Consider the following 18369-nt stretch of genomic DNA (forward strand, 5'->3'; position numbering starts at 1 on the left):
ACACGGCAGTGCCGTTTACCAACCCCGATCGATTGTAGGGTAAAGGCACGTCCGTGTCCTGAATTCTGGTTATATTAATTCCGATGCAACCGGAATTGATATTACTCATTGAATTAGCGATCGCTCTGATTCAAAATAGCCTCAATTTGATTTTGTACTTGTTCGAGTTCTCGACGTTTGTCAGCCAGCCAAACTTTTTGGACCTCGCATTCTGCTTGATTTTGGCGATCGCGCTTTTCCTGCTGTTCTAATAAATTTTCCCACAGCGACATTGCTTGTGCGATCGCACCGCTAGCTGTTTCATATCGCTCGTCAAATACTGCTTTAATTCTTTCTTGTATCTTTTTATAAATCGACTTCTTAGATTCCTTAAATTTCTGAAACCCTAACTCGCAAACTTTTTGCTTAATCTGGTTATGAATTCCATCAACATCTAGCATTCCCAATCCAAATGCGCCACCCCCACCAGCAGCTAAGCCACCCAAAATAACTGGAATAATACCAAGTCCTGCGAAAAACAGCAATCCCGCTGCTACTAATCCACCAAGGCCTAAACCGCCAAGATAACCTCCAGGACCTCCAATATCGGGATTGATTGATGAAGCGATACTGCTTCCACCGATGCCAATTCCACCCAGATTTTTTGCTATTCCTAAGTTATTGAATTGAGTAACAAGGCTAGTGCTAAGTCGCCGATCGAACTCTTGAAACTCTTGTCGAATGGCATAAAACTCTTCCTTAAATTTGAAGTCTAAAGTTTCTATTTTTTGTTTCAATATAAATTGCATTTTTTGGTCGCTCCAGACATCAATTTCTTGTGTTAATTCCCACACAAATTGATTGGCATAATCTCGGATTAACTTGTCTTGGCTCAAAATATGATGATGCTCTGAAGTCCATTCCTTACTTTTTGTAGCGAGGCGATCGGGCAATATTTTCACCCATTCATTCCAAGATTCAATAGCTTCTACTACGGATTCCTCTCTCAGTTTATTAGCTAAATTTCTAATCTTAACATCGCGGCCGCTTGCTTCCGCTATTTGTTCAAAAATCTTCGCCTTATCTCCCTCATCAACTGTCAAATTTCCTTCTAGCATTTCCCTATACTGAGTCATTTCATCGCAGCCAGTATTAATAATTTGCTTCATTACAGATGCCGACTGCTGAAGTGCGATCGCGCCTCTTTCAACTGTCAAAAACTGTTCCAGAGATTTAGTAAAATCCTGAAAAGATTTCACATACTCATTTTCCGTCCCGTCCAAAATTGCCTCAAGTGCAGATTGAGCCGAAATAAAATGAATCCGGTTTTCACCAGCGATCAAATTATGCTTTTTATCAAAGGCAAAGGTTTCTACCCTTTGTCTTACCTGCTTGCGGCTTCCTTCCCGGCGCAGCAAATCGGCAAAATTAACTAAAACAAAAATATTCCTCGCAGCTTCATGATCTTTACCGGGATTCAAGTCTTTTTTCAAATACAACAGGAGTTCTCGCTCTTTTTCTGTCAAAGCATTTTGAGCGTGAGTCAAAAAAATCACCGCATCAGTTGTTTTGAGAACCTGTTCCGTAACTAACGTGCGTTCCGCTTGTTCGTTCAATCCGGGAGTATCAATAATTTCTACACCATTGGTACACAATTCGAGATTCGGATGCTCGAAAATGATTTCTTTGATTTCTGAATTGACAATTTCATCCCCAAAAGAACCTAAAGCTGCTTCCTCAGAAATTGAAGCTTTCTCCTTATATTTTTGGGGTGAAATCTCTTCCTCCCGTCCGTCTTTGTATTTGCAGATAACCCGCTGCTGCGGTCCGTATTTCAAAACTGTCACCGTACCGCTACAGGGAATATCCCGCACGGGTTGAATTTCCTCGCCCAACAAAGCATTGAGCAAAGTAGATTTGCCTTTGCTAAACTCGCCGACAACAGCAACGCGAAACCGCTGAGATTCTAATTTACGAGATATTTTTGTTACTTCTTCTGTTAAATTAGGAGATAGCACGTTGCGATCGCTTCCATCTAGAAGAGTTAAATAAAGTTTGCCGCAAACCGCATCCAATTGTTGTCTATACTCCTGAAACTTTTTCAACTCCTGATAGGACGAGACTGAATGCTTTTGATTGCTTTGTTGTTTGGGTTTTTCTGGTAAATATTCGATAATGTGACTGGCAGCACGGACAAAAAAAGAATCGAGAGCTTGAAATCGTGCGGGATCTAGTAACGAGTGGACTTCTGCTAAAGCTGCTGTATCGCTTATTCCTTGACTGCTAAAACTCGCTTCTAAAACAGTCAAAAATCGCCCGTCGATTCCGAGTCTGTTGGCGATGATTGTCAAATACTGTTTTTCGCGATCGTCCATTGTCCCATCTGCCGCCGACATCTGATATCCAAAACTAATTAGCAGCAGTTTTTCCTCCTCAGAAAAACACGCTGTCAGGGCCAGCAACTCCGTCAATTTCTTGTAAACTTGCCGATCTCGCACGCCCTTAACCATCGGCATTACCAATTGGCGCAAACTGTTGTTCGCGGGGATGAGTTCCGTCAAAGTTGCCCGCAGCCGCTGGGTTTCCTCAGCGCCAACCGTACCGTCGGCATAGATAACTCCCACCAACACCGTCACCAGCCCCGCCAGGAAAAGCACAGGCGGAGAAATATCTTCTTTTCGGAGTTCTTGCCGTGTCAGCAGCGAAATAAGCTCAACGGTTTGGGAACTAATTAACGAAGTATTCATTTGTAGCGCCTAATAATATTTCTTTTATTAAATAGATCATAATAGATCAGTTGTTCTGTGAGATGCTAGCAGGGTAAAAATTTATGATGAACTTTGTATTTTCCCCAGCGGTACAGGCTGCGATCGAGGCTGGCAAGTACGCACAAGTGTTTACATCCGCTGGAGTGCCGATCGGCATGGCGAGGGATGCAGCGACGGGACAGTTTATGGCCCATGCCGTTGGCGCGGCTGTCAACAACAGCCCCTTATCACCCTTAGTGTCTCCTATGCAGTTCGTCATGGGCGGCTTGCAGATGCAGCAAATGCACATGGGCTTTCAAGGCGTCCAAGCCACTTTGGGGGTGCTACAAGCGACAACAGCCGTCATTGGTGTGGGAACTTTCGCTGGGGTAGCCTTATCAGCGGTCAATTTGCACCAGACTTTGAAACTAAAAAAAGCAGTAGAAAGGCTGGATGTTAAAGTAGAAAATGGTTTCATCAATTTAGAACAACTTGTGAAAAGCCAAGGCGCGGAAATTAAGCAATTAATTTCCGAAGTCGTTGCAGATATAAAATTTGAGAACCATCGTTTAGTCTTAATGCGGGCTTACGGGTTATTTAATCAAGCAATTCAACGAATGCAATCGGCTTTGCAACTGCAAGATATTAACCGCCGCAATGCTGAAATTGATGCGGCGCGGGGGATGTTGTTTGAAGCTTTAGCAGATTACAGAAATCCGCATTTATTAGAAGAAACTTGTGCGGCGGGAAAGTTGCGTCGGTTAGAGTGCAGTTGGGCGATCGAGCAAAGTATTATCGGCACGTATCAGGTGCAAAATGAATTTGGTGCTGCGGGCGATCGGCTTTCTCAACTTCAACAACAAATCCGTCAAGATGGCTTAACAGTAATTGCTGGCTGCGACTCTGACGAGGAACTAGATTTTCTATTCCCAGAAATCACGCGAATTCACAATCACGATTTAGCTGCCTTAGACATTTGGCTTAATCAGGTTGAATGGACTAAAGCTTTGCCCGAAAGTGAGCTAAAACAGTTACAGAGTAAAGATTTTACTAATGCAAAGTTTTCATCAAGCGGTGATGAAAAATCAGCAACAACAGTTTTAGCAATACCGGATGAACAGTTATTTTATGCAAATTTGCGGCCTAAGTCTCATTTTTATTCTCTTCGGACTCAACTGGAATTAATGCTCGCTCCGCAGCAGCGTCAAGAGTACGAAGATTATATTATTGAGCAAGGGAAAATAGCGGGTCATAAAAGTTTAGTATCGTCGAACTTGGAAAAAGCCTCGGATTTGGCTGTTGCTAATCTTTTTTACTATTTCAGATCCCGAGATGAATCGGAAGAATCGGAATAATCAGACCTAATTCGTAATTGGCTTTAAGTTTATCCCTGTTTTGATTATCCATCAATTACTATCGATAACTCAAAGACATTCATTAAGTTGCTTCATATCCCCTTGCGGCTGCACTTGCTTGTGCAAACTAATTTTGTCGCCCACTTCATACCCCGAATTAAAACCCGCCTCGCTGCTGACTTGAGAATCTGTTCTAGTTCTAATTTTAACCCCTCGGCCCTCTAGATAATCCGCGATCGCCCGTTGATTTTTCTCAAACATCGATCGCACTACAATCCCTGGAGTCGCCGCCGCATCCCCCGAACCCGGAATCCCCGACTCTTCCATCTCCTGTTTTTGTTCCAACAATCTTTGTCTCAACCTCGTCGCGCATCCAACCCGAAAAGCATTCAAATACGCCAATCCCCTCCCATTTCCTTTGCGGTACTTCGCTCTTTTTTCAATCGCAGAACTCAAATACTCGTAAAGATGTTTGCAAACAATCAGGTTGGTAGAAGTTCCGACCAAAAACATACTGCCCGTATAAGTATTTCGCATGGCATTGCAACCGTTAGCGTCGGCAATTCCCGACAGCAGCATCATTTTCCAAGTAACAAATTTCGATGTTGTTTCAACTGAGTTTTCGTCAATTTCTTCTTGGTGATTTGGCCCTAAATCGGCGAGGCTGAGATTGTACTGTGCCAGTAACAGGGAAGCTTTTTCTGCCGCAGCAGTCGATTCGTTTTCATTTGATGAGGTGGCGAGGGCTAAAAGCTTTTTGATTTTTTCGACAATACTTGTGTCTGCCATTTTTCAATCGATTTTAGGGTGAGAGTACGAGGTGGCAAGGATTTGGGTAAATTCCCATTTTAGTATAGCGTGCAATGTGCGATGTTTTTTGAGGAGGATTTTTTTGAACCGCAGAGGGCGCAGAGGGCGCAGAGAGAGAGAAAGAAAGAAAGAAGTTTGCAACTGATGGGCGGATTGGTATACTATTCGAGGACTTCCAGGACTGATTTGGGCAGCAATTTATCTTTAAACCAGACTACTTTTGCTGGCACGTCTTTTATATTCACTCCGGCTTTTTCTAAATTCAGCCGTTCGGAAATAGCTAAAATTAAGTTATCGCATTCAGACTTCTGTACTTGTGCAAATTTCTTTTGCAAATACTCCGGCCGCCAATAGCCAACTATTTCTAATAAAAATACTCGCCCGTCGGGATGCACTAACCGAAAGTCGGGAATCATCACACTACCTGGAATCGGAATTAAATCAACTTCTCGCTCTAGTTGCCACTCGGTTTTTGTGGAATTCCATCTCTCAGCAAATGCGGCTTCTAACATACTATCATAAGGCTTGCCAGGGGGATAGTGGCTGACTAAACCGCAGTCGGAATTTAGGGTGAATTTACCTGTTTTCAAAACGCCGCTAAAAGGGTCTTTTGTGTGCAGTGTCGAGTGCATACTCCATTTTGTGACGTGCAGCAGTGCGGGCAGCATTTTCGCCAGGGCTAAGCCGTAGCGGGTGCTGGGTTTGAATAAGCTTGTAGGCCCGTCTATTGTGAGTGTAAAACCGTGATCTGCATCGCCTTCGATGTAAGTCATTAATTGAAATAGTTTCAGATAGCGAAATAAGAGTTTGTATTCTCCTGGATCGTTGCGGTGGGCGGTTAATTGGACTTGACTTGCTCGGTAAAATATGCCTTGAACTTGAGAAAGGTTGTATTTGTGAAGCAAGTTTTCGGGAGTTGGTGCATTAAACTGAGTGAGGATTTTATTTTCGTTTAAATCGGCGTATAAACCTGTAGTGATTTCGTGAGGCAAAACTTCTCTGTTTAAGTCTTGGCTGAGCTCAGTTGCTACTTTTTCCAGGGTTAATTGGGTGGATTGAGGGCTGGGAGTCGATCGCGCAGACAAGGCAAAAACCCGCTGTCTCAACTCTGAGGGTTCTAGGGGACTGATGACTTCCAAGGTGCAGAAACCGCCTTTCAGCAGGTGCGCTAATCCCCGTTTCAGCCGGTAATCGGGGCTGTCGCCTTCTAATTCTAGCAAGCGTCCGTCGAGCTCGCCTTGGGTTTTGCCGATCGACTCTTGAAAGCAGTTTATTGTTTCGGTAGCTGCTTCTAAGTTTTTAGCATCTATCTTGAGGCGGAGAGGAATGATTGACTCCCCGTTTTGGCGGTGACTTAATAAATCAGTGGGTAGCATTTGTTAATAGTTTTTTATTTTTAACGAACCGCGAAGGCGCGAAGAACGCGAAGGGAAGAGAGAGAAAGAAAGAGAGTGTTCAGAAATAGTTTAGGCTTGCTACCAGGGAATTTCATCATTGTCTTCTCCCCATTTTGCAGGTGATTCTGCTGCTTTTTTGGTTGTCTCTCGGTTGACTCCGTAAATGGGTGTCGGTTTGACAGTTTCTAATTTCTGATATTCTGGCTTTGGCGGTTCTATTTGTGTTTGTGGTTGGGGTTTGTGAGGCTGCATTCCACCCCGGCGGCGCTGGGATGTTCTTTCTTCGCTGGTGTCTTCGGTGACGACTTCATACAGAATTGCTAACTTATTTACATCGCTGCTTTTGCGGAGAACTCGACCCAATCGCTGAATGTATTCGCGTTCGCTGCCCGTACCTGACAATATGATAGCAATTCTGGCGTCGGGAACGTCCACTCCTTCGTTGAGGACGTGGGAGGCGACGAGGGTTTTGTATTCGCCGCTGCGAAAGCGATCGAGGATTTCGTGGCGTTCTTTGACTGGGGTTTGGTGGGTAATTGTGGGGATGAGAAATTCTTGGGAAATTCGGTAAACTGTGGCGTTGTCTCCGGTGAAAATTAGGGTGCGCTGGGGAGAGTGTTCTGCTAGTATTTGGGCTAAAATTCGCAGTTTGCCTTCGGTACAAAGGGCAATTTCTTTGGCTTGGCGGTGGGCTAGCATGGCGCGCCTTCCTAGGGGCGATCGCGCGCTTGCCATGATAAACTGTTTCCAACCTTCGAGGCTGGATATTTTGATGTTAGACTGTTTTAAGAAGTCGTTGCGAATGTTGATTAATTCGGCGTAGCGATCGCCCTCTTCTTTTGACAGTTTTACCATGATTTGAACTATTTTATGGTCGGCTAAAGCATCGCCTGCCAAATCTTCGGGTCTTTTGCTAAATACTGTCGGGCCGATGAGAAAATGCAAATCGCTGTGGCGGCCGTCGGTGCGATCGGGTGTGGCTGTCAGTCCGAGTCGAAAAGGTGCGATCGCATATTCGGAAATTACTCGATAAAAGTCCGTTGGCAAATGGTGGCATTCGTCAAAAACCAGCAAGCCGTATTTATTGCCCAAGGTTTCTGCATGAATACTTGCACTGTCGTAGGTTGCGACTAAAATCGGCGTTTTGTCCCGCGAACCTCCGCCCAACAACCCAACTTCGATGTCGGGAAAAGCTGCTTTTAAATTAGCGTACCACTGGTGCATTAAATCGAGAGTTGGCACTACAATTAATGTACTGCGACCAGTCACTTGCATGGCTAATTGTGCCAGATAAGTTTTACCCGAAGCGGTGGGGAGGACGACTACTCCTTGGCTTCCTGCTTCCTGCCAAGCTGCGAGGGCTTGTTCTTGATGTGGGTAAGGCTGCATTTCCACGCTGGGTACGAGTTCGAGTAGTTCGTATCCCCTAGCTTCGTCGGTGAAGTGAATGCAGTCGGCTTGGAGGCATTCTACCAGCGGGCGGTAGTGAATGGCTCGAATGCGGAATTTTTCCACGCGATCGTCCCAAGTGGCAAAGTCCGCCCAGTCTCTGCCTTTGGGCGGCGGGTGCAGCAATAGAGTTCCGCGATCGAATGTTAAGGTAGGTGTGCGTGGCATTTTTTTTAGAGACCTGAGTCGCTGCTGTTAAATTATAAATGACCGATCGAATATATTGACAGCAGACTTTCTTTAGGCTAGTTTTTTAACTGAGATATTGCACCATTGTCAATAATCCTTTTTTGAACAGACTTTCCGGCCTGTGAAGCGAGAAAATCTACCTTTGTGGAACAGGCCGGAAAGCCTGTGAAGCGAGAATAGTGCAAGATGTGAGTTAATAAAGTCTCTTAGACTTCTCCAAAAGAGAAATAGACGTGCGATCGCTTGAAGGTTAGAATATAATTTTACATTCAAAAATATAAGCCAACTCCTGAAATATATATAGCAATCCTCGCATCAGCCGCCTCTCTCGAGCGAGACCAGAATCCTTGCAGTGCGAGCCAGAAAGCTCGCGTATAATGCCAGCAAATCATTTAGGATTGCTATAGAAAAACATCCGCAGTGCAAGCGGCCGGGGTGTTGATTTTTAATGACTGCATGAATTGGTCAGTATGCGAAATCTTACCTTACGGTGTGGCGAACTCGGTCAATTAATTTTGAGCAAATAACAGGGAAATAGTATTTTTGGCACTTCAGTCTCTCGGCGATCGCGATATTGCGATCGTGAAAAACACCGGCGACAAGGAAGTGCGGGTTCATTTGCAAGAAGCTCAGTCAGAATTAGAGATATCGCCGCTTCCGATCCAACAACTAATGTTAGAATTAGATCGAGCTAAAAATACGATCGACCTTATGGGAAATGACCTATTGGGGAAAGTGCGATCGCCGTGGCTGAAAATTAAAAAAATGTTCGCCCGCACAGCATGATTTCCAAATCTAGTATCTCCAAATCCCTCTAAAACCCCGACTTATTGGAAAAGTCGGGGGCTGTAAACGGGGGGTTCAAAATCTAACATCTAAAATGGTATTGTAAAACATGATGCCGATCGGATTATTTCTAAGCTAGAGTCGAGGTACGGCTGAGATTAGAGGTTATAGATGGAAATAGGCGTCCCCAAGGAAATCAAGGATTTAGAGTTTCGAGTCGGGCTCAGTCCCACAAGTGTGCGGGCTTGTTCGGACAAAGGCCACGTAGTTTTCGTGGAAACGAATGCAGGCGCTGGGGCCGGTTTCGCGGACGAGGACTACGTTGAAGCAGGGGCTAAGATTGTTTTAAAGGCTTCAGATGTCTGGAAGCGCGAACTAATTGTTAAAGTTAAGGAACCGCTGCCTGCTGAGTATCCCCTGATTGAAAAAGAGCAGTTGCTGTTTACATATTTGCACTTGGCAGCCGATCGCGCATTAACCGAGCATTTAATCAGCAGCGGAGTCCAGGCCATCGCCTACGAAACCGTCGAACTCCCGGACCGAAAATTGCCGCTGCTGACGCCGATGAGCATTATTGCAGGGCGTTTGGCCGTGCAGTTCGGATCTCGGTTTCTGGAACGACAGCAAGGTGGCAGAGGAGTGCTTTTGGGTGGTGTACCGGGGGTAAGACCGGGTAAAGTTGTGATTTTGGGCGGCGGGATTGTCGGCACGGAAGCGGCCCGAATTGCTGTAGGAATGGGCGCGAGAGTGCAGATTTTAGACGTAAATGTCGATCGCCTAGCCTACTTGGAAACTCTGTTCGGTTCCAGAGTAGAATACCTCTACAGCAGTCCTTTGCAAATTGAAGCAGTTGTTCCCGATGCTGATTTGTTAATCGGTGCGGTTTTGGTCTTAGGTAAAAAAGCTCCAATACTGGTTTCTCGCGAATTTGTTGCGAAGATGCACCCCGGTTCTGTAATTGTTGACGTAGCCGTTGACCAAGGTGGCTGTGTCGAAACTTTGCGGGTAACTTCTCACACAAATCCTACTTATGTTGAGGAAGGAGTCGTGCATTACGGCGTGCCAAATATGCCCGGTGCCGTGCCTTGGACTGCGACTCAAGCTTTGAATAACAGCACTTTGCCTTATGTTTTGCAGTTGGCAAATAGCGGGATAAAAGCTTTGGAAATTAATCCGAGTTTGGCGAAGGGATTGAACGTGCAGAAGCACCGATTGGTGCATCCGGCCGTGCGCGAGGTTTTCCCCGATTTGGCTGATTAGATTCCCATTTTTTTTTAAGTAAGCTATCCCGCATCTAAATTGTATTTTGGTGCGGGTAGGAGCAACAGTCTCGATCCCCCTAAATCCCCCTTAAGAAGCAGGGTGGTTTTATTGTGAGGAGAAGAAAACTGAAACGACAGAAAGCACCGCTCAAAGCTCGCGTCTGGGACGCAACTGTTATATTAATTAATAAAGGTACGTAGTTGGGCTTTAGCCCTCTTTAGACGTATATATAAAGAGGGCTAAAGCCCAACTACGTACCTATTTCTAGGATGACAATTAATCCACCCTGCTAAATCCCCCTTAAGAAGGGGGACTTTGAGAAGACTCTTGTCCCCCCCTTCTTAAGACTTGTGTGTACGCGGTAGCCTTAAAAAGGGGGAATAGGGAGAGTTGAATGGCTTTTAGTCTATAAAACTATGCAGCGATGGGACAAAGGCTCAGAGTAGAACAATCAACTTTAATTCTCGGCCGCAGTTCAACTTGAACCAAAGTCTTGTACTCTTCATTTTGTGGAGCTACCAAAAATTCTAATTTGCCATTAATATAGTCAGTAATTTATATAAATTTCACAAGTTCAAAACACATAATCCCTACGGTGGAATCGGCTATTTTTAGTTCAATTTGAACTGATTCTTGAATAATATTCATCCCAAATTTGAGGGTGACACCTAATGAATCTGTCACTTCATAACACCAATAACCATCGGAGGGTTGAGAGTTTTTGGGTTCTTCACAAAAAAATTCTAGGAAAGCTAGTTCATCAAATCCACCTTGCAGATTAATTTTTGCCATTTTTTTACCTAACATATCAGGTCATTTTCCATTTACATTGAATAAGTAATCAAGTTTGCGAGCGTTAATGATGCAGGGTATTGTTGCATCAGTGGATTGATTTGATTGTGTCAAAGGCTTATTTTTAATATATAGGTTTTGGGAATTGTAGGATTATATCATTACAGCAAGGAAACCTAACCGAATTAACGATTGAGACCGTAAACTACTGGCAGCAAAGTCTGGGTCTGAAGGGGAAATAATATCGTCAAAATCTGGAACCTGTTGATGTAGTTGGGTGCTAACACCACAAACTAAAAAATCTCCATAAGGTTGAATAAGCTGTTTTTATTGCTGTGAATGGGTTGGGGGATTATATTTTTTAAATTGCGCTCGGATCGGGGAGCCAATATACCTTGTTAATTAAGTAAAACTATCAGCTTTTCTAGTTTGTAGTTTAGCCATCTTTGACATAGGGTTAATGATGAAAAACCTAAAAATCGGTAAAGATTAAGAGCGATGGTTGTCAGGAGAGATAAATTAGTGACTGCTATAGCAATCCTCGCATCAGTCGCAAAATCGAGCGAGACCAGAATCCTTGCAGTGCGAGCCAGAAAGCTCGCGTATAATGCAAGCAAATCATTTAGGATTGCTATATGTAGTTATGTCTCGGCCATAGATATTCCTTAAAAACTACATCCTTTACCCAATGCAACTGATTTTAAATCAGCCAATGACCTCGGATTTTTGAGGCAAATATTTCGGCACTTAGCGATAAGCTGCTAATGTAAGAGGCAAGATGTTCGCAATCTTTTTTGCCACGAGTGCCGCTGATTTCAACTTTAATCAAACTGGTAATTTTACCCCATTTTAATTTGTCAAAATCCTTGACTTTCAGGTCGGGAATATCAAACACAGATACCTTTCTGATGATGTGACGGCCATGACTAATATCTACCGCTCGGATTTGACTTCTAGGTGGTTGACTTTATGTAATTTGTACGACCTGTTTAAACAAGTTTTTTTGATTGCCTTTAAGAGCGATAATATAATCATTTTTAGATTGAGAAATTCAAGTATTTGTCTCTTTTTAAGAATGCAAAGCATCCAAGGTAAAGACGTTACCTTGATGGGGATAACCCTTTACTATTTCTTGTGCCTGACCGATTTATGAACTTTTTTTGTTTTCAATTTTTTGGAGTCTGAGAACCAAACCAGTGTTCTGACTAAATAAGGAGACAATTGACACAAAATCTTGAGATCTATTCTGCGAGTTTTGGCAGGTACTTCTGAAACATTTGCCATCAATAGAGCCCCAATCAGTTAAGTCGATTGAGGTAGTTAGCTGACTAGCCCATTGATTAAATGCGTCGATTAAATCCGAGGTTGTAACCAACATCATTGCTCGTCGAATAGTCGAATAAGATGGTACTCGATCGGTGGTGAGATGAAATGTTTTGACGAGCAGTTTTTGGTGATATTTAGCGAAGCTTCCGATATCTCTATCCCAAATAACCAAACATTTTACCCCATAATAACCAATAGTATGATCGGCCATAAGGGGTGTCTTTTTCCTAAATTTTTGCGTGGGAATTGACTTTTTTCAGAAATAAGATTAGAGTCGGCATATATGTTTTTGTTGAGCGATCGCTAAAAATCTTATCAGATAGCGCGCTCGCTTTTACTTTTGGCGATCGTACCCGAGAATGAAACAGCCCTGCTCCATGAGGGCTACTTTAACGGAAAACAAATCATCCCCCAAGCCTGGGTTAAAAAGTCTGTTGCCCCTGATAAGGATCGCGAATTAAATAACTTACAATTTTAATTGTTATGGTGGGATGGGCTCTTATAGCCCGTCCAAAAAAGGGCGGGCTATAAGAGCCCAACCCCTACTCCCCACTTTCAAGAGTGTAAGTTATTTAATTCTCATTCCTTAGCTTGTCACCAAATATCTCAAATGGGTTCTATAAAACTTCATCTGACGCACCCTACAATTCTAGACTTGTGACAAAAGCGTAATAATTTTGTAGTAAGGACTTTAGTCTTTAGTGATGAGTTGGCAATGAAAGGACTGAAGTCCTTACTACAAAAAGGTCGATCGACACTTGTATTAACCAGCGGCACTCAATCTATCCAAACTTCGTCAAGAATCGGAAAGCATCCAGTACGTGACTCGCGCAAACGTAAGGCGAAGTGTTGTAAAAAGCTTGCCAAGCCGCCGCTTTGTCTTCGTCGTATTTATCTGCTCTTTCCAAGTTTTTACCCAGCCAATTCAGCCGCACCGCGTGACCGACTAATACATCTAAAACGATGTATTCTTCTACTCGCAACTCTGGGTTGCGGTGGCCAATTGCCGCCAACTCCATCAGCGCCTCAATATTGACTTGTCGGTATTCTGGCGCGACAATTTTATTCAGCAAATGCTCGATTTGTAGCGCAAAATTCTTTTCGCCTGGGGTCATTTCCGATAAAATAATGTCGCTGTCCAAGCGATTTTTGCGTTCTAACTTGTCGCCAATAATCAAGCCTTTGCAGTGCCGCAGCAGTCCCCAAACACTCGGATAAAAATCCTTCGGTACGCGATTGACTGCACCTTCCATTTGCCGCTTCCGCCGCCATCCTCCCGCAGGCATTTGCGGTTCTTCGGAAACTGGCGCTACTACCCATTCAATATCTTTTTCCGGCTGTTTGACGCGCAGGGATTCTTGCTGTTTGAGGATTTGATTCATTTCCTCGTATTCTGTCAACACTTGGCGCAGGCGATTTTTGATTTCAAAAGGGCTTAGCTGCATTAAATGTTCGTAAGCTTCATTTTGCGTAACTCCCAATTCGCGCGCTAATTCGCTTGTTAACAGCAGAATAAAGTAGCTAACTCTCAGTGTCAGCAGACCTTTAAATAATTGCGGTTCTGCTTTAATTAGGACGCTGAGGTAAATTAGAATTTCTTGGGTGAGAACTCGATCGCGAATGTCTTCTCCGCAGAATCCGCGAATTTTTTCCATTACTTCCGTATAAGAACCCGGCCGCGAAATTATTGAATCTTCGCTGTAGGCTTTCCCCACAGCAATCTGTTTTTGCCGCACCAAAATGTCTGTCACCGCATCGGACAAGCTGATATCAACCTTGTCCAGCAAACCTGCGGCATGGCGGATGACTGCCCATTGGATTTTTGATTGGGAACTTTCTCCAGCTTTTGTATAAACTTCGTTAAGTAAATCCACAACTTCTACTGTTTCTTCCGCACCTCCAAATTCGGTATCAAAATTTAATCCTTTGAGGCGGGTTAGCGTGTGCAGCAACTCAATTTGTTCGTATAAATTTTCTGAATCGCGCAGGCTATTTAGCAAGAAGTGAGTATTAGTTTCACACTCTAATTTAAATTCTTGCGTGTGACCCAAAGGCCAAGTTTTTTCAGGATTGTAAGTTAGATAGCTGCGTGTTTCTACTGCACCTGTCACCGGAGATTCGGTAAATTCAAAATCGTGCATGAAATCAATTCTCTCGGTACCTGCCGTCAGCATTAACTGATTGAGATTCCCCAGTTTGACAGGCGTATTTTCCGAGTGTCCGTCGCGGAGTTCCTTCATTAATTCCAGCAGCGCTTCCCGGCCGGTTTCCAGCATCGTGTGAGTCAGCATCAGCGTTACCGTAGGCCGTCCCAACTGATACCAGTGGCGGTGAATGTGAGCTATTTCGCTTTTGATTTTAGATACTAGGAAATGGTAGTCTAGAGTTAGGTAAAATTCTTGTCTGTCCAAAAATGAGGGGAGAAAAACGATCGCCTCTTCGCGAATTTTAAACACCCGAGAAGTTGTTAAACTCCGCAGACGGCGCACGGGGCGCCCGGTTAAACCTAATGGGTCGTTGCGTCCAATTTGCGTGTAAATAGCTGATAATTCTTTAGTCTGGCGGACTTGAATAGGTTCTACCTGTTTTGGGGTTTGCGCGGCAATGCCGTTAGCGGCTAATTCTGCTTGCAAATCTTCGTCTTCAGCTAACAGTGCAATTTGCACTAAAGGTTCTCTGTGTTGGCCGACTGACAGGTGCCTTCCCAGCGGGTCGATGTCGCCAACTGCGATTAATCCTTCGTTCAGCAATTGACCGAGAAAATACAAACTTTGCGCCCAAACTAGGGGAATATTTTCATTGGGCAAGCGCTGCTGGCTGCTGGGATTTAGCTTTTCTGCTTCTATATTTTCGGCGGGGACGTAGTACAATTCTGGTAGCAGCGGCAAACCAGAGCGATCGACTGCTAGAGATTCCAAACGCTGTTGGTACTCCTGGACTTGGGCTTGATTTCCCTGAAATATGCCGTCCAAAAATAAATAAGTGAAAAATAGCGGCCACTCGCATTCAATGTGCTCGAACTGCCTTAATTCTGTGGGTTCGTAGTGCAGGCGATCCGCATCTTCCAAAACTGTTTGGTGTCCGTCCCGCAGAAACCGCTTGCAGCCGTATTTTCCTTGCAATTTGTCAGTAATCTTATTTCGAGTCCGTTCTATTAATTCTCGGTCTTCAACAGCAAAAGCCGGAAAACTAATCACGCTCAATAAAGCGGCATCTACTTCTTTTGAACTAGATTCGCGAGGCAAAAGCGATTCCAAAGTAATGCGGCTTCTGGCAATTTCGTCTGGCAAAACGTGAATAACCGATGCTTGAGAACCTTTAATTCCGAACAAATCTAACCCATTTATTGCTTCCAGCGCGGCTTTTGCCATGCCAACTGAACTGGCGTTCAATTCTGCATTGCCTCGATTGATTTTATGACCTCTTTCCCAAATTCCGTAATCGGGCGTGCGGTAGGCTCTACCGATGTAGTAAACTAAATTTTGCACGAAATTGACTTCATCGATTGTAAAAACTACGTGCAACCCGGAAGCCGTCATTTGAGCAAGAATTAACAAATATATAGATGTAGCGTCTAACTGTAAATGTCCCCATTGGTCATCGCCGACAACAATACTTCCAGTTTGAGTATTGTACTTAGCGTGCAACGCATCTAAGGGCGATTGAGTATTTTTAAAACTTTCTACTTTGTTTGCTTGTTGCATCATCGCAAACAGCAAGCCCCGCATCAATTTGACTGTGCTATGTTCGAGTTCAAATGTTCTGCCGCGATCGCCATCAATTTTGCGGTAAGCTAAACCCAAACCCCAAACCGCGAGAATGCTGTACACGTTGTCGCGCACCCAGGCATCAGTGTAGTCGCCGTGAGCGTTAACGGCGGTACTTGCCGGCAGCAAACCGGTAATTGGGTTCTGGCGCTTGAGGATGACGGTTTTGATTTGCTGGTAGTAATAATCTAACCTGGTTTGCCGCTGGGTTTTTGCGATCGCCATTTCGTTTTCCTTGTTTTTCCTGATGCGAGCCGAATTGCGGTGAATAGACTTTTAAATATATCAGAGTTCAGATTATTTCTCAAGTTTTGCAAACACAACAAGGTGATTGCCATGTCTAGCCGCAACAACAATAACAACAGCGTTCCTTTCGTAAAAATTGTCTACTCTACAGTCAAAATTAATGGTAAAATTGAGCTAGTACCGATGGAATGGTACGCTGACGGCTCTGTCAAAAAAATTGAACACTAATGCTCGATCGCACTTGGCAGCCTAACTCTAATGGACTTGCGCGCCGCGTACAAAAAACCCGGTTTATTGGCCACGGAATGATGACTTAACAGAATCTTTGTGGCACAAACCGGGTTTTTTGCGTCCAAAAGTAGTCTAGCATCGATCGCCAATCTAAGCTAATTTAAATAACTAGGTGTGTAGGAATCTCAAAGAAAAAAATATGGATCGATCGCAGCCGCAATTTTCAGTGCTGGGACTACCAGTTCACATATTAGATGATTATGCAGGTTGGCTGATGCAGCGCCTGCATCAAGGGTTAGGAAGTCACGTCGTGACTTTGAATGCTGAAATGGCGATGCAAGCCGAGCAAAATCCGGCTTTAGCAGATGTAATCCGCAAAGCGGAACTGGTGATTCCCGACGGTTCGGGAGTGGTACTGTACTTGCGGATGCGCGGCAAACCGGCGCAGCGCTATCCGGGGATTGAATTAGCAGAATCGCTGCTGCAACAAGCCGGAAAATTGCCGGATTCGGAACCACTCTTTTTCTTTGGAGGTTCCCCCGGAGTGGCGGCTGCGGCGGCAGAAACTTGGCAGCAAAAAATTAACGGATTGTCAATTGCTTCTCAACACGGTTATCTTTCCGCAGATGAAGAAAAAAACTTCCGTGAAAGCCTCAAAAAAATGCAACCAAAACTGATTTTTGTAGGCTTGGGAGTGCCGCGCCAAGAATTTTGGATTGCCGAACACCGACACCTTTGTCCTGATGCGATTTGGGTGGGAGTTGGCGGCAGTTTCGATATTTGGGCGGGAACAAAAACTCGCGCGCCGGCTTGGTTTTGCGACAATCATTTAGAATGGTTGTACCGACTTTATCAAGAACCTTGGCGGTGGCGCAGGATGTTAGCTTTGCCACAATTTGCCTTGAAAGCTTTGGGGGATTTGCGAGGGTAAGTTAGTGTAAGCAGGACAGTGATTTTGACACGGAGCACGACAGTGATTTTGACACGGATACACGGATGAATTGAATCATCTTACTATTTGCCACTGATTAGCGCAATCTGGCTCTAAAACGGAGTCTCTTCTTGACTTCGTTTTTGAGCTTGCAGCCAGTCAGGGACAAATATCCACTGATGGTTGTCGCGAAACTCAGTAGCTTGAGGTGAGGGAAATACACGTCGCGATAGCAGTCTTCTGTCACCAAAATTCATTAATAAACCAATTGGTAAAGCCGTGTGATTCAGGTAAGTAATGACTTGTCCCAAATACTTTTTATGAAGTGTAGCGAAGGCTTTGATTTCCAGAATAACTTTGTTTTCAATAATAAAATCTGGAATGTACAAACCAAGTAACTGCTCGTTGTAGTAAACGGGAAGGTTTTTTTGTGGCTCAAAACCGATTCCCTCTTTTGTCAGTTGTTGTTCGAGTTTTTCCTGATAAATTGCTTCTTTGTAACCCGGCCCAAGCTGTCTGTGAACGGCCATACCTGCACCTATGATCCGATAAGTTAGGTCTTCATGTGGAGCCTGAATCTTTTCGCTCATTTTTTTCGATCCAATTGTTGAGATGCTTTTTTCCTTATTTTGGCATAGCACCCAAAAAATTCACCCAGACAGAAAAATTTTTTCTCTGGAAAGCACAGCACGAAACGGATTTTGACACGGATACACGGATGGTTTGACTCGTCTGAGGTTTAGCTAATTGGCTAATTTGGCCATCCTCCGTGTATCCGTGTTTATCCGTGTCGTGCTGCTTGCTGCTTGTCCCCTCGCGGGGAAGAGGTGGAGCACAATTAGTGATTTTGACACACAGCACTACACGGATTTTGACACGGATACACGGATGGTTTGACTCGTCTGAGGTTTAGCTAATTGGCTAACTTGGCTATCCTCCGTGTTGATCCGTGTCGTGCTGGTTGCTGCTTGTCCCCTCGCGGGGAAGAGGTGGAGCACAATTAGTGATTTTGACACACAGCACGACACGGATTTTGACACGGATACACGGATGGTTTGACTCGTCTGAGGTTTAGCTAATTGGCTAACTTGGCTATCCTCC

Annotated in this window: 14 protein-coding genes; 5 read left to right on the forward strand and 9 right to left on the reverse strand. The window is 44.3% G+C overall.

From position 1 onward, the window contains the following. Positions 1-113: 113 nt before the first annotated feature. Complete coding sequence (locus tag QUA56_RS05690; RefSeq protein WP_333354391.1) at positions 114-2726, reverse strand: dynamin family protein; 2613 nt, start codon at positions 2724-2726, stop codon at positions 114-116. Between the two features lie 83 nt (positions 2727-2809). On the opposite strand from QUA56_RS05690, the gene QUA56_RS05695 reads away from it, so the two are divergent. Beyond that, entirely contained in the window at positions 2810-4081 is a 1272-nt protein-coding gene (locus QUA56_RS05695; RefSeq protein ID WP_333354394.1) for a hypothetical protein, read from the forward strand. Positions 4082-4150: 69 nt separating this feature from the next. Here the strand turns inward: QUA56_RS05695 and QUA56_RS05700 are convergent, their stop codons facing one another. The 3 genes from QUA56_RS05700 to QUA56_RS05710 all read right to left on the reverse strand — a co-directional run bounded on the left by QUA56_RS05700 (position 4151) and on the right by QUA56_RS05710 (position 7905). Beyond that, positions 4151-4870 (reverse strand): DUF2786 domain-containing protein, encoded by a 720-nt coding sequence (locus tag QUA56_RS05700; RefSeq protein WP_333354396.1) that lies wholly within the window; start codon positions 4868-4870, stop codon positions 4151-4153. 182 nt (positions 4871-5052) lie between these two features. Beyond that, positions 5053-6267 (reverse strand): DUF790 family protein, encoded by a 1215-nt coding sequence (locus QUA56_RS05705; RefSeq protein WP_333354398.1) that lies wholly within the window; start codon positions 6265-6267, stop codon positions 5053-5055. Between the two features lie 99 nt (positions 6268-6366). Beyond that, complete coding sequence (locus QUA56_RS05710; RefSeq protein WP_333354401.1) at positions 6367-7905, reverse strand: DEAD/DEAH box helicase family protein; 1539 nt, start codon at positions 7903-7905, stop codon at positions 6367-6369. A gap of 564 nt (positions 7906-8469) precedes the next feature. On the opposite strand from QUA56_RS05710, the gene QUA56_RS05715 reads away from it, so the two are divergent. Both QUA56_RS05715 and ald read left to right on the forward strand, forming a co-directional pair. Beyond that, complete coding sequence (locus tag QUA56_RS05715; protein WP_333354403.1) at positions 8470-8712, forward strand: hypothetical protein; 243 nt, start codon at positions 8470-8472, stop codon at positions 8710-8712. Between the two features lie 171 nt (positions 8713-8883). Beyond that, on the forward strand, positions 8884-9972 hold the full coding sequence (gene ald / locus QUA56_RS05720) for an alanine dehydrogenase (RefSeq protein ID WP_333354407.1): 1089 nt from the start codon (positions 8884-8886) through the stop codon (positions 9970-9972). Positions 9973-10530: 558 nt separating this feature from the next. Here the strand turns inward: ald and QUA56_RS05725 are convergent. The 3 genes from QUA56_RS05725 to QUA56_RS05740 form a co-directional block, all read right to left on the reverse strand. After that, a complete protein-coding gene (locus QUA56_RS05725) occupies positions 10531-10767 on the reverse strand; it encodes a hypothetical protein (RefSeq protein ID WP_333354410.1) in 237 nt (78 codons plus the stop codon). A gap of 700 nt (positions 10768-11467) precedes the next feature. Then, a complete protein-coding gene (locus QUA56_RS05735) occupies positions 11468-11662 on the reverse strand; it encodes a hypothetical protein (RefSeq protein ID WP_333354413.1) in 195 nt (64 codons plus the stop codon). A 1213-nt stretch (positions 11663-12875) separates the two neighbouring features. Beyond that, entirely contained in the window at positions 12876-16085 is a 3210-nt protein-coding gene (locus QUA56_RS05740; RefSeq protein ID WP_333354415.1) for a glycoside hydrolase family 15 protein, read from the reverse strand. A gap of 111 nt (positions 16086-16196) precedes the next feature. Here QUA56_RS05740 and QUA56_RS05745 point away from each other — a divergent pair, with 111 nt between their 5' ends. Together QUA56_RS05745 and QUA56_RS05750 are read left to right on the forward strand one after the other, a co-directional pair. Further along, positions 16197-16334, forward strand: a complete 138-nt coding sequence (locus tag QUA56_RS05745) for a hypothetical protein (RefSeq protein WP_333242846.1) — start codon at positions 16197-16199, stop codon at positions 16332-16334. A gap of 202 nt (positions 16335-16536) precedes the next feature. Then, positions 16537-17268: a WecB/TagA/CpsF family glycosyltransferase gene (locus QUA56_RS05750; RefSeq protein WP_333354417.1), complete on the forward strand. Its 732-nt coding sequence runs from the start codon at positions 16537-16539 to the stop codon at positions 17266-17268. A gap of 113 nt (positions 17269-17381) precedes the next feature. On the opposite strand, the gene QUA56_RS05755 is transcribed toward QUA56_RS05750, so the two are convergent. Together QUA56_RS05755 and QUA56_RS05760 are read right to left on the reverse strand one after the other, a co-directional pair. After that, positions 17382-17858, reverse strand: coding sequence for a GxxExxY protein (locus tag QUA56_RS05755; protein ID WP_332982260.1), 477 nt, complete (start codon positions 17856-17858; stop codon positions 17382-17384). A gap of 270 nt (positions 17859-18128) precedes the next feature. Further along, the coding region (locus QUA56_RS05760; RefSeq protein ID WP_333354420.1) for a hypothetical protein at positions 18129-18369 on the reverse strand (241 nt) is incomplete at its 5' end.

The sequence above is a fragment of the Microcoleus sp. N3A4 genome, assembly GCF_036701805.1.
Taxonomy (GTDB): Bacteria; Cyanobacteriota; Cyanobacteriia; order Cyanobacteriales; family Microcoleaceae; genus Microcoleus.